General features: G+C 27.4%; 14 protein-coding genes and 1 riboswitch. Of the genes, 13 read left to right on the top strand and 1 reads right to left on the bottom strand.

All coding sequences use genetic code 11. The features are described from left to right. Positions 1–158: 158 nt before the first annotated feature. The 12 genes from mobB to HCG70_RS07820 all read left to right on the top strand — a co-directional run bounded on the left by mobB (position 159) and on the right by HCG70_RS07820 (position 10,948). Positions 159–671, top strand: coding sequence for a molybdopterin-guanine dinucleotide biosynthesis protein B (gene mobB, locus HCG70_RS07875; protein ID WP_042394839.1), 513 nt, complete (start codon positions 159–161; stop codon positions 669–671). Further along, positions 665–804: riboswitch (molybdenum cofactor riboswitch) on the top strand. (Overlaps the previous gene by 7 nt.) A 118-nt stretch (positions 805–922) precedes the next feature. Then, positions 923–2,128 (top strand): gephyrin-like molybdotransferase Glp, encoded by a 1,206-nt coding sequence (glp, locus tag HCG70_RS07870; RefSeq protein ID WP_221697668.1) that lies wholly within the window; start codon positions 923–925, stop codon positions 2,126–2,128. A 13-nt stretch (positions 2,129–2,141) separates the two neighbouring features. After that, on the top strand, positions 2,142–2,717 hold the full coding sequence (locus HCG70_RS07865; RefSeq protein ID WP_042394817.1) for a molybdenum cofactor guanylyltransferase: 576 nt from the start codon (positions 2,142–2,144) through the stop codon (positions 2,715–2,717). Then, positions 2,717–3,208: a molybdenum cofactor biosynthesis protein B gene (locus HCG70_RS07860; protein ID WP_042394814.1), complete on the top strand. Its 492-nt coding sequence runs from the start codon at positions 2,717–2,719 to the stop codon at positions 3,206–3,208. The genes HCG70_RS07865 and HCG70_RS07860 overlap by 1 nt, the downstream gene beginning before the upstream one ends. A 16-nt stretch (positions 3,209–3,224) precedes the next feature. Beyond that, on the top strand, positions 3,225–4,241 hold the full coding sequence (locus HCG70_RS07855; protein WP_042394812.1) for a molybdopterin-binding protein: 1,017 nt from the start codon (positions 3,225–3,227) through the stop codon (positions 4,239–4,241). Between the two features lie 22 nt (positions 4,242–4,263). After that, the gene (moaC, locus tag HCG70_RS07850) at positions 4,264–4,740 is read left to right on the top strand and encodes a cyclic pyranopterin monophosphate synthase MoaC (RefSeq protein ID WP_154820543.1); all 477 of its coding nucleotides are present in this window, start codon (positions 4,264–4,266) and stop codon (positions 4,738–4,740) included. An 18-nt stretch (positions 4,741–4,758) separates the two neighbouring features. Then, positions 4,759–5,730: a GTP 3',8-cyclase MoaA gene (gene moaA, locus HCG70_RS07845; protein WP_042394809.1), complete on the top strand. Its 972-nt coding sequence runs from the start codon at positions 4,759–4,761 to the stop codon at positions 5,728–5,730. A 3-nt stretch (positions 5,731–5,733) separates the two neighbouring features. After that, positions 5,734–6,192, top strand: a complete 459-nt coding sequence (locus HCG70_RS07840; protein ID WP_042394806.1) for an MOSC domain-containing protein — start codon at positions 5,734–5,736, stop codon at positions 6,190–6,192. A 308-nt stretch (positions 6,193–6,500) separates the two neighbouring features. Beyond that, a complete protein-coding gene (locus tag HCG70_RS07835; protein ID WP_042394804.1) occupies positions 6,501–7,451 on the top strand; it encodes a TDT family transporter in 951 nt (316 codons plus the stop codon). Between the two features lie 470 nt (positions 7,452–7,921). Next, complete coding sequence (locus tag HCG70_RS07830) at positions 7,922–8,182, top strand: metal-sensing transcriptional repressor (protein WP_042394801.1); 261 nt, start codon at positions 7,922–7,924, stop codon at positions 8,180–8,182. Positions 8,183–8,200: 18 nt separating this feature from the next. Continuing rightward, positions 8,201–10,627: a heavy metal translocating P-type ATPase gene (locus HCG70_RS07825; protein WP_221697667.1), complete on the top strand. Its 2,427-nt coding sequence runs from the start codon at positions 8,201–8,203 to the stop codon at positions 10,625–10,627. A gap of 111 nt (positions 10,628–10,738) precedes the next feature. Further along, entirely contained in the window at positions 10,739–10,948 is a 210-nt protein-coding gene (locus tag HCG70_RS07820) for a heavy-metal-associated domain-containing protein (protein WP_042394795.1), read from the top strand. A gap of 186 nt (positions 10,949–11,134) precedes the next feature. On the opposite strand, the gene HCG70_RS07815 is transcribed toward HCG70_RS07820, so the two are convergent. Next, entirely contained in the window at positions 11,135–11,698 is a 564-nt protein-coding gene (locus HCG70_RS07815; RefSeq protein WP_042394792.1) for a serine/threonine protein kinase, read from the bottom strand. 178 nt (positions 11,699–11,876) lie between these two features. On the opposite strand from HCG70_RS07815, the gene HCG70_RS07810 reads away from it, so the two are divergent. Continuing rightward, positions 11,877–12,131 (top strand): hypothetical protein, encoded by a 255-nt coding sequence (locus tag HCG70_RS07810; protein WP_221697666.1) that lies wholly within the window; start codon positions 11,877–11,879, stop codon positions 12,129–12,131. The last annotated feature ends 62 nt before the right edge of the window (positions 12,132–12,193 follow it).

Genomic DNA, 12,193 nt, shown 5'->3' with positions numbered 1-12,193 from the left:
TAGAGGGAAAGGGGAGAGTTTTAATATATATTAAATAATCTTTTGCCTCTAACTTATTAAATTTAAATAAAATATATTTACAAAAATGTTAATAAGATTTAAAATCAAAGCAGATTTTTAAAATATAAAGATAAAATAAAGACTAAGGGATGAAGTAAATGTCAAAGGTAATAAATATTGTAGGTTATAGCTCAAATGTTGGAAAGACATTTCTAATGGAGTCTTTAATAAAAGAACTAAAAAATAGAGGGTATAGTATAGCAACTATAAAACATGATGTTCATGGATTTGATATAGATAAAAAAGGAAAAGATACATATAAACATAGAGAAGCAGGCTCGGAAACAGTTGTAATTTCATCAAAAAATAGATTTGCTATGATTAAAGAATTACACGAAGAGATTGAACTTAGTGATATAATTAAAATGTTAATGGATAAAGATATAATTTTAGTTGAAGGATATAAAAATAGTAACTTAAGAAAAATCGAAGTTTATAGAGATGGAGTAAGTGATAGGATTATAACTCAAAAAGAAAAGTTAATAGCTATTGCAAGCGATACTCATTTAGATATAGATAATAACATAAATGTTGTAAATAAAGACGATGTAGAAAAACTTGTAGATTTAATTGAAAAAGAAGAAGAATTTAAGTTTGAAAATTATCAATAATATATTTTCTAGAGCTAAGTATCCTAAGGAGTAAATCTAAGGAACTTAAGCCGAAATTTGAAATAAAATTTAAGGGTAATATTTGAAAAGATATTATCTCCACGTTTTGGGAAGGAAAATAAGTTTTGTTTAAATATATAGTTTTATTTTTAGTTATATATAACTAAAAATAATTTTGTTATATTTGAGGCTTATTACTCATACCTAAAATATGAAGTAGTAAGTCTTTTATATTTTAAGGAGGATATCAAATGAAGTCATTTATATCATTGGAAGAGGCAATAGATATATTAGATGAAAATGTTAAAGCCATAGGAACAGAAGAGATTGACTTAATAAATGCAACAGGAAGAGTTTTAGCAGAGGACATATATTCGCTAATTGATAATCCACCATTTAATAAGTCAGCAATGGATGGATATGCAATATTAGCAGAAAATAGTGGTTCTAATGATAAAATAAAAATCATTGATAAGGTCTTTGCTGGTGAAGTAAGTAATTATGAAGTAACTAATAAAACTGCAATAAGAATAATGACTGGTGCTCCTATTCCAAATGGAGCAAATGCAGTAATAAAGCAAGAAGATACTATCAAAAATGATGAGGAGCATATAACATTAACTAAAAAAATAAAAGCTAATGATAATATTTGTTTTAAAGGTGAAGATATTAAAAAAGGATCTCTATTAGTAAATAAAAATAAAAAGATAGATTTTGCAGATATAGGTATTATTGCAAGCAGTGGTATTTCAAAGATAAAGGTATATAAAAATCCTAAAATTGCACTTTTATGTACTGGTGATGAAGTTATAGATGTAAATAGTGATTTAACGGAAGGTAAAATTTTCAATAGTAATAAATATACTATAATGGCTAGAGTTTCTGAGTTAGGATATAATATTTTAGAAGTAAAGCATGTAAGAGATATTGAAGGAGATATAGAGAGATATATAGAGAATATATCTCAAAATGTTGACTTAATAATTACAACTGGTGGAGTATCTGTAGGTGAAAAAGATTTATTAAATCATGCAATAGACAATATAGGTGGGAAACGATTATTTTGGAAGGTTAAAATGAAACCAGGTTCAGCAGTGCTTTGTAGTATTGTAAATAATGCTCTTGTGGTTAGTTTGTCAGGAAATCCAACTGCGGCACTAACAGCATTTGAGTTGTTTGTTAAGACATCAATAGAAAAATTAAGTGGAATTGAAAAAATAGAAGTTAAAAGAGAAAAAGCAACTTTATGTGATAATTTCAATAAAAAAAGCCCTCAGAGAAGATTTATTAGAGGTAGAGTTGTAATAGAAGAGGGAAAACAAAAGGTATATATAACACAAGTGAAAAGTGGAAATGGAATATTAAGTTCTAATTTAAATTCTAATTGTATGATTGAAGTAGAGGGTGGAAGCGAAGCTCTTCATAGTGGTGAAACAGTTGATATCATTAAATTTTAGGAGATAGATGCTTATGATAAACAAGACATTGGCTATTTTAGCTGGTGGTAAAAGTAGTAGAATGAACTATAATAATAAGGCGTTATTAAATTATAAGGAACGTAAATTTATAGAGCATATAATTGATGCAGGCAAAGGTTATAAAGAAATAATAATAATTGCAAATAAAAAAGAAGAATATGAAGGATTTAATTTAAGAGTAATTGAAGATATATATAAGGGGAATGGTCCTTTGAGCGGAATACATTCAGCTCTTATGAATTCAACTACAGATAAAGTTTTATGTATAGCATGTGATATGCCACTTATAACTAGTGAAACTTTAAATATATTAGGAAATTATAATGAAGAATATGAAGTGTTAATACCGGAGGTTTCTGGAAGGCTACAGCCATTATGTGCAGTATATTCAAAAAAGAGCATTCCTAGTATTGAAAATGCAATAAAAAATAATAATAATAAACTTCAATTATTGATAAAATCTTTAAATTATAAAGTTATAGATGGAAATCAAGAAAAAAAATTTATTGAAAAAGATTTTTTAAATATAAATACGGAAAAAGAATATAAAGAATTGGAGGAATTATAATGTATACAGTTGGTATAATTACAAGTAGTGATAAAGGTTATGCTGGAGAAAGAGAAGATAAAAGTGGGGCTGTAGTAAAAGAGTTAGTTGAAGCTGCGGGATTTACTGTAGTAAAACAAGTCATATTACCTGATGAAAAAGAAATGTTAGAAAATGAATTTAAAGTTATGAGTGATGAGCTTAAAGTTAATTTAATATTAAGTACAGGTGGAACTGGATTTTCTAAAAGGGATATAACACCAGAAGCTACTAAAGCAATAATTGATAGAGAAGCACCTGGAATATGCGAAGCAATAAGAATGTATAGTATGCAAATTACTAAAAGAGCTATGCTTTCAAGGGCTGTGTCTGGTATAAGAAAAGATACATTAATTGTTAATTTACCAGGAAGTCCAAAGGCTTGCAAGGAAGCATTAGATTATGCATTAGATGACATTAAACACGGAATTGATATATTATTAGGAACTTCAAAAGAATGTGCTAGAAAGTAATAGGGGGAAAATTAATATGAAAATGATAAAAGTAGAAGATGCAGTAGGAACTATACTTTCTCATGATGTAACTCAAATAATTCCTGGTGAATTTAAAGGAAGATTATTTAAAAAAGGTCATATAATTAAAGAAGAAGATATAGAAAAATTACTATCTATTGGGAAAGAGCATGTTTATGTTTGGGAACCTACAGAAGGTCAGCTTCATGAAAATGATGCAGCAACAAGAATTTCAAATTTAGTTGTGGGAGAAGGAATTAAGATTTCAGATGAAATTAAAGAAGGAAAAGTAGATTTCTTTGCTGACAGAGATGGAGTATTAAAAATAGATAAAGCTAATTTATTCAAATTAAATTCGGTTGGTGAAATTATAGTTTCTACGTTGCATAATAATACTCCAATTAAAAAAGGGGAAAAAGTTGGAGCAACAAGGGTTATTCCATTAATAATAGATGAGGAAAAAATTATTACTGCTGAAAATCTAATTAGAGAAAAGATAATTAGTGTAGCAGAAATAAAACCTAAAAAGTGTTTATTAATAACTACTGGTAATGAAGTATATAAAGGCAGAATTAAGGATGCCTTTTTACCAGTAATAAAGCAAAAATTAGGGTATTATGGTAGTGAAGTAATACGTCAAGTAATATTACCAGATGAAAAGGAAAGAATTATTGAAGAAATTCAAAAAGGTTTAAGTGAAAAAGTAGATATGATAATTTGTACAGGAGGAATGTCTGTAGACCCTGATGATGTTACACCTACAGCAATTAAGGAATGTGGTGGTGAATTAGTAACATATGGATCTCCAGTATTACCAGGAGCTATGTTCTTATTAGCTTATTATGGTGATACACCAATTTTAGGAGTACCAAGCTGTGCAATGTACTCTAAAAGAACAGTACTTGATTTAGTATTACCAAGAGTTTTAAGTGATGAAAAATTAACAATTGATGATATAGTCGAATATGGACATGGTGGATTATGCTTAGATTGTAATGTATGTACATTCCCACATTGTTCATTTGGAAAATAATTTTAGAAAGTAGGCTTGTATTATGGATAATAAATTGACGCACTTTGATAATAGTGGAAATGCTAGAATGGTTGACGTATCAGAAAAAAATGAAACAGCTAGAGTTGCAGTTGCTGTTTCAAAAATAAAAGTTAGTAGAGAGACATTAGAGTTAATAGAAAATGGGAAAATTGGTAAAGGCGATGTATTAGGAGTAGCTAGAATAGCAGGAATAATGGCTAGTAAACAAACATCAAATTTAATTCCAATGTGCCATCCATTAATGATTACAAGTTGTAATGTGGATTTTGAGATAAATAAAGAAGAGAGTTCCATTGAAATTACAGCAACAGTAAAAATAGTTGATAAAACAGGGGTTGAAATGGAGGCTTTAACAGCTGCAACAGTAAGTGCATTAACAATTTATGATATGTGTAAAGCAATTGATAAAAGAATGGTTATCGAAGGAACTCATTTGCTTAAAAAAACAGGAGGAAAGAGTGGGGAGTTTAACTTTTAACTTACCCTTTGAATTAATATGAAAGATAAGTTTGAAAGAGAGATTGATTACTTAAGGGTATCGGTAACTGATAATTGTAATTTAAGATGTGTTTATTGTATGAAGGAGAAGGAAAATAACTTCTTAAAAAATGATGAAAAGTTAACTGATGATGAAATATATAAAATTGTAAAAGAAAGCGCTAAACTTGGAATAAAAAAAATTAGAATAACTGGTGGAGAACCATTAGTTAGAGCAGGAATAGTAAATCTTATAGGGAGAATAAATAATATTCCAGGTATTGAAGAAATTTATCTAACTACAAATGGAATATTACTAGCTGATAAACTTGAAGAATTGAAGTTAAATGGATTGAAGGGAGTAAATATCAGTTTAGATTCATTAAAAGAAGAAAGATTTAGCAAATTAACTAGATTAGGTAAGTTAGAGAATGTTTTAGTAGCCATAGATAAGGCAATAGAGCTAGGGATAAAAGTAAAATTAAATACTGTTATAGTTAATGATGTTAATAAAGACGAAATAATTGATTTTGTAAATCTTACTAAAGAAAAACCTATAGATATACGTTTTATTGAATTAATGCCAATTGGAATTGCAATTAATTATAAAGGTGTTACAAATGAAGAAGTACTAAAGGTTATAGAAGACAATTATACTGATTATGAAAAAGTAGTAAGAAGTAAAAGTGGCGGACCAGCTACATATATTAAGTTAAAAGGCGCAAAAGGTAAAGTTGGTTTTATAAGTGCATTAAGCAATTGTTTTTGCGAAGATTGCAATAGAATAAGATTAACTCCAGAAGGTTTTTTAAAGCAATGTCTTCACTTTGATTATGGGGTAGATTTAAAATCTAAGCTTAGAAAAGGAATTAGTGACGAAAATTTAAGAGAAATTATACAAGAAAATATATATGACAAACCAGAAAAACATTTATTTTTAGAAAAAAGTGAGCATAAAGAATTAAAGTTTATGAATCAAATTGGAGGATAAGAAATGGGAAAAGTAATTGCTATTTGTACAAGTAAACATAAGGGAACATTAAAAAATGAAGTTTCAGAAGCAAATTTTATAGAAGAGTTTGGAATTGAAGGAGATGCTCATGCTGGAAAATGGCATAGACAAGTAAGTCTTTTAGCTTTAGAAAAAATAGAAGATTTCAGAAATAAAGGTGGAAATGTTGATTTTGGTGCCTTTGGAGAAAATTTAGTTATTGAAGGATTTGAATTAAATAAGCTTCCAGTTGGACAAAGATTAACTGTAGGAGATGATGTTCTTTTAGAAGTAACTCAAATAGGAAAAGAATGTCATGATAAATGTGCAATATACTATCAAGTAGGAGAGTGTATAATGCCTAAGAATGGAATTTTTACAAGAGTATTAAAAGGTGGAAAAGTTAAAGTAGGAGATAAATGTGAACTAGTTGATACTGGGAAAAAGATATTGAGCTTATAATATAACTTCTACAAAATATAAAATGAAAAAAGAATTGTAGTATTACAGTTCTTTTTTTTATTAATATTATTTTATATTTTTAGTTTAATAAAATATCTTAAAAAAATAATTAAAAAATTAACAATATTGTGATAAAAATCACATACTTGAATGATTTCTATAAGTATAATAACTATTGTTGAGGAGTGATTAAGTAAATTTGTTGAATGAAAAGTGAAAAAATTAACAAATGAATTTAATTCAACTCTATTACACAAGATATATATAGAACTTATTTATTAGTTTATTTTTAAATTTTAGGAGGAATCATGAATAATAAGTCACTAATACAAAAGATTAAAAACTTACCAGTTCCAATTTTACCAACCATGGTAGGGGCATCAACTTTAGCTAATGTATACTCAGGTATGGGATATACATGGGTAAGACATTTAACTATATGGGCAGCAATTGCTGTTTTAATAGCATATATAGTTAAAATGGTTGCTCACTTTGATACTGTAAAAAATGAATATTCAAATACAGTTCCAGCATCACTTTATGCAGGATTTACAATGATAACTATGATTATTGGTAGTTATATTTATACTTATAATGCGGCTTTTGGTAAGGCACTTTGGTTTATAGGTTTAATATTACATGCAATTCACATTCTAATATTTACATATAGAAACGTAGTAAAAGGTGTTAATATGCAAACTTTCGTTCCAAGTTGGTTTGTTACATATAATGGTATAATGGTTTCTACAGTAGTTGGTGGAGTTATGAATGAACCTTTAATAGGTAAAATAGTTGTATACTATGGTATTGCAGTATTTACTATAATAATTCCATTTATGATTTATAGATTAGCAAAATATGAAATCAAAGATCCAATGTATCATACTCAAGCAATTGTACTTGCACCATCAAGTCTTTGTTTAGTAAGTTACCTTAATTTTATTCAAACACCAAATAAATTTATAGTTTATTATTTATACTTTGCAGTAATTTGTGCATTAATATTCATAATAAGCAAATTACCAAAATTCTTCTCATATATTTTCCATCCAGGATTTGCAGGACTTACGTTCCCTATGGCTATAGGAATTGTAGCTTCAACAAAGATGTCTGCTTACTTAATAGGTCAAGGATATGAAACTTTTGGTTATATTGTAAATCAAATAGCTGGAATTCAAATATACATAACAACTGGTATAATATCAGTAGTATTATTTAAATTCTTTATGATGTTAGTAGATAGTTATAAAAATAAATAAAATTTTATAATTTAATAAAATATGCTCCTTATATAGTGTCTAATTTAAATGATGAAACTATATGATGAGCATATTAATTTTATATTTGAAGATTTAATTTTAAAAATGTTTAGTTGGTTTATCAATTTCATAAGGTGTTTTTTCATTTGCCTTATTTTTCACTTTTTCTGCATAATCCTTACAGCTAGGATCAGATTTTGAACAACATTTACTCATTTCATTCACCTCTTTTAACTGAAGTATTAAATTAGTTATTAATTTTGCATCTATAAAAGATTTTCCACTAATAACACATAAATAGTTTAACCTAATAAATTAAAAAATATATCTGATAAATATAGGGATAAGTAGCAATAAAATTTTGTATAAAGAATAAGAAATAATAAAAAATATTAATATTGACATAGAAATAAAAAGTATTATAATTAAAACATACCCCCCTGGGGTGGGGGGTAATATGGAGGAGAACTATGGAAGAAAGAAAAAAAGCAATTCAAAATTTAAAAATAGCAAAAGGACAAATTGAAGGAATAATAAAAATGATTGAAGATGAAAGATACTGTATTGACGTTTCTAATCAAATAATTGCAGTTCAATCATTATTAAAAAAGGCAAATATGCAAATTTTAAAAAGACATTTAGATCATTGTGTTAAAGATGCGATAATAAATAATAATGGCGATGAAAAGATAGATGAAATAATGAATCTTTTTGAGAAGATATCTAAATAAGGAAAGGAGAGAAATTAAATGGATAAAAAATATAAAATTGGTGGAATGACATGTTCTGCATGTGCAAATAGAGTAGAACGTGGAATTAAAAAAATGGAAGGCATGAAAGATGCTAGTGTTAATTTTACTACAGAAACATTAACAGTAAGTTTTGATGAGAATAAAGTAACATCAAATGAAATAGAAAAGAAAGTAGAAGTTCTTGGATATTCAGTAATTAAAAATATAAAAACCCATACTTATAGGGTTGAAGGAATGACATGTGCAGTATGTGCTGGTAGAGTTGAAAAAGTAACAAAAAAAATAGAAGGTGTTCAAGATTCGGTAGTTAATTTAACTACTGAAAAAATGAGTATTACAGTTGATGACGATATAGTAACTTACGGAGATATTAAAAGAGCTGTAGAAAAAGCTGGCTATAAGCTTGTAAGAGAAGAAGAAAAAGAAAATACAGAAAAAAAATTATCTGATAAAGATAAATTATTAAGAAGACTTATTTTTTCATGTATTTTTACAATTCCACTTTTAATAGTTACTATGGGACACATGGTGGGAATGCCATTGCCTAAGATAATAGACCCTATGGTTAATCCAATGAACTTTGCTGTATTTCAAATTATATTAACAGTTCCAGTTATGGCTATAGGATATAAATTCTATTTAATTGGATTTAAAAATTTGATAAAGTTAAGTCCAAATATGGATTCACTAATAGCTGTAGGAACAAGTGCAGCTTTTCTTTATAGTGTATTTGGAATGTATAAAATAGCTACTGGTGATACAAGCTATGCTATGCATTTATATTTCGAAGCAGCAGTTACAATATTAACACTTATAACACTTGGAAAATATTTAGAAGCAATATCAAAAGGAAAAACATCTGAAGCAATTAAAAAATTAATGGGATTAGCACCAAAAACAGCAACTATTATTAGAGAAGGTAACGAAATAGTAATTCCAATAGATGAAGTTGTAGTTGGAGATATAATATTAGTTAAGCCAGGAGAAAAGTTACCAGTTGATGGTGAAGTTATTGAAGGTTCAACAGCAATAGATGAATCAATGCTTACTGGAGAAAGTATACCAGTTGAAAAAATAGTTGGAAGTAATGTAATAGGTGCAAGTATTAACAAAACAGGCTTTATTAAATATAAGGCTACAAAGGTGGGGAGAGATACAGCATTATCTCAAATAATTAAATTGGTTGAAGATGCACAAGGATCAAAAGCACCAATTGCAAAGATGGCAGATGTTATTTCAGCATACTTTGTTCCGATAGTAATCGGGCTTGCTATTTTTTCAGCAATTGCATGGTTAATAGCTGGAGAAACACCGGTATTTGCATTAACAATATTTATATCAGTACTAGTAATTGCGTGCCCTTGTGCTTTGGGATTAGCAACACCTACAGCAATAATGGTTGGTACAGGTAAAGGTGCAGAAAATGGAGTATTAATTAAAGGTGGAGAAGCATTAGAAATTACTCATAAAATTAATACTATAGTATTTGATAAAACAGGTACAATAACAGAAGGAAAACCAGTTGTTACTGATATAGTATCTAGAGGGAAAGAAAATAATATATTATTAGCTTTAGCTGCAAGTGCAGAAAAGGGATCTGAACATCCATTAGGTGAAGCTATAGTAAGAGCAGCAATAGAAAAAAATATTGAATTAAAATCATTAGAAAATTTCAATGCAATACCTGGTCATGGAATAGAGGTAGTAATAGAAAATGAATCAATTTTATTAGGAAACTTAAAATTGATGAAGGAAAGGTCAATAGACATAGGTGAATTAAGGGTTGAAGCAGATAGATTAGCAAATGAGGGTAAAACCCCTATGTTTATTGCAATAAATAATTCATTAGAAGGAATTATTGCAGTTGCTGATACAGTAAAGCCAAGTAGTATTAATGCAATTAAAGAGCTTCATAACATGGGAATTAAAGTTGCAATGATTACAGGAGACAATAAAAAGACTGCTGAAGCTATTGCAAAGCAAGTAGGAATAGATATAGTTTTATCAGAAGTATTGCCTGAAGATAAAGCAAACGAAGTTAAAAAGTTACAAGGAAAAGATGATAAAGTTGCAATGGTAGGAGATGGAATCAATGATGCACCAGCATTAGCACAAGCAGATATAGGAATAGCAATTGGATCAGGAACAGATGTAGCAATTGAATCAGCAGATATAGTTCTTATGAGAAGCGATTTAATGGATGTTATAGTAGCTATTAAGTTAAGTAAAGCGACAATAAGAAATATAAAACAAAATTTATTCTGGGCATTTGGATATAATGTTTTGGGAATACCTGTAGCCATGGGGGTATTACACATATTTGGAGGACCATTACTTAATCCAATGATTGCCGCAGCAGCAATGAGTTTAAGTTCAGTTTCAGTATTAGCTAATGCTTTAAGACTTAAGAAGTTTAAGGCTTAAAATTTAATTATTAAAAAATAATTATTTTATAAATAATTTTATTTAATAAAATTAACAATATAAATATGAAATTTTTATATTTGGTTTTGATAATTTAAGGAGGAGATATTAATGTTAAAAAAGATATTTATTGAAGGTATGAGTTGTAATCATTGTGTAAATCATGTAAAAGAAGCTTTAGCAGAGCTAAAAGATTCAGGCAAAATTCAAGTAAATTTAGAAGAAAAGTATGCCATAGTTGAAACATCTTCTAACAATGATGAAATTAAAGAAAAGATTGAAGATCAAGGCTATGATGTAGTATCAATCGAAAGTATGTAGCTAAATTTAATACTAATTTAGTAAGAAAGAAATAAAAAATAAGCAGTAAATTGAAGTGGTAAGTTAAAAAATAAATATAGGTTTATTTAATTAAAACTATATTTTTAGAAAATCCATTAGGAGTTTCAATATTAACTTACCACTTATAATTTGTCATAAAAAATATTGTATAGTAATATTTTTTTATCAGTATCTTAGTACATGTCTGTAATTATTGGCTACATAATTATATCCGTCAATCCAATAATCTAATAAATCAGGTCTATAATTTAATAAATCTTGTAAAAACTTATCAAATACCTTTAACTTCAAAAGTAATTTAATTATGTCTTTAGGATAGGGGGTGTTTTTTACATAAGGTTTTCTTGGATCAATAACTTTAATTTTTTCGTTAGAATCAATAAAAATATGAGCATTTCTAACATTAAGTCTTTTAAACTTTAATCTTTTTAAATCTTCGAGTAAATCTATTATTTCTTTAGAAAGAGAATAGGATAAGCCTTTTTTTTGAATATATTCATAGAGATTTTCACCTTGGACATATTCTCTGACAACTATATTGCTCACTCTAATCAATACATTTGGAAAAAAAGGACTATCTTTTACATCATCAAGAATAGAAACCTCTTTTTTAGCAGCTTTTATTGTATTAAACTGCTTAATAGCAAAACCTTCTGGAGTAAGAAAAACACTTCCTTCAGCTCCGGATCCAAGTAAAATACAATCATTTAATTCTATGGTATAGTTCATAATATCACTTAAATTATTGCTTAGGATAGTATATGCAAACTACTGGAAAAATTCTAGCAATAATTTAATTAATGGTTCATAATATTAGAAATTAATTTCTAATATTATAGAAAATATGATATAATCATGTAAATATTGTGCTAAAAAATAATATTAAAAACAAATGTTAAGGGGATATATGAAAGAAAATAGTATTAGAGAATATGAAAAGAAAAGTAGAAGATATATTTTATATATGTTAATTGGAACGGTATTATTTTTATGTTTTTCCATTGTTGGTATAGAAATATTAGATATAAATAATCTAAAAAGCACTATAATTATACAAGATATTAATACAATTAATGTATTACTTGGATTAATAGCAATTCCATGTTGTTTGTTATATTATTATATGTACAAAAATAATGAGCTTTTTATTTGGAAATTATAATATATAATTATATTTATTGAATATATTTTTGTAAATTTTATAATTGAAAATATTGGATTAAG

The organism is Clostridium sp. K04 (assembly GCF_019734375.1).
Taxonomy (GTDB): Bacteria; Bacillota; Clostridia; order Clostridiales; family Clostridiaceae; genus Clostridium; species Clostridium saudiense.
The sequence above is the reverse complement of the archived record's forward strand: the minus strand, read 5'-3'. Positions and strand labels throughout refer to the sequence as shown.

Bases quoted from the DNA above. Each gene is read 5' to 3' on its own strand.
- glp (WP_221697668.1), top strand. From the start codon at position 923: ATGAAGTCATTTATATCATTGGAAGAGGCAATAGATATATTAGATGAA.
- HCG70_RS07865 (WP_042394817.1), top strand. From the start codon at position 2,142: ATGATAAACAAGACATTGGCTATTTTAGCTGGTGGTAAAAGTAGTAGA.
- mobB (WP_042394839.1), top strand. From the start codon at position 159: ATGTCAAAGGTAATAAATATTGTAGGTTATAGCTCAAATGTTGGAAAG.
- HCG70_RS07855 (WP_042394812.1), top strand. From the start codon at position 3,225: ATGAAAATGATAAAAGTAGAAGATGCAGTAGGAACTATACTTTCTCAT.
- HCG70_RS07840 (WP_042394806.1), top strand. From the start codon at position 5,734: ATGGGAAAAGTAATTGCTATTTGTACAAGTAAACATAAGGGAACATTA.
- HCG70_RS07810 (WP_221697666.1), top strand. From the start codon at position 11,877: ATGAAAGAAAATAGTATTAGAGAATATGAAAAGAAAAGTAGAAGATAT.
- HCG70_RS07835 (WP_042394804.1), top strand. From the start codon at position 6,501: ATGAATAATAAGTCACTAATACAAAAGATTAAAAACTTACCAGTTCCA.
- HCG70_RS07830 (WP_042394801.1), top strand. From the start codon at position 7,922: ATGGAAGAAAGAAAAAAAGCAATTCAAAATTTAAAAATAGCAAAAGGA.
- HCG70_RS07815 (WP_042394792.1), bottom strand. From the start codon at position 11,698: ATGAACTATACCATAGAATTAAATGATTGTATTTTACTTGGATCCGGA.
- moaC (WP_154820543.1), top strand. From the start codon at position 4,264: ATGGATAATAAATTGACGCACTTTGATAATAGTGGAAATGCTAGAATG.
- HCG70_RS07860 (WP_042394814.1), top strand. From the start codon at position 2,717: ATGTATACAGTTGGTATAATTACAAGTAGTGATAAAGGTTATGCTGGA.
- HCG70_RS07820 (WP_042394795.1), top strand. From the start codon at position 10,739: ATGTTAAAAAAGATATTTATTGAAGGTATGAGTTGTAATCATTGTGTA.
- moaA (WP_042394809.1), top strand. From the start codon at position 4,759: ATGAAAGATAAGTTTGAAAGAGAGATTGATTACTTAAGGGTATCGGTA.
- HCG70_RS07825 (WP_221697667.1), top strand. From the start codon at position 8,201: ATGGATAAAAAATATAAAATTGGTGGAATGACATGTTCTGCATGTGCA.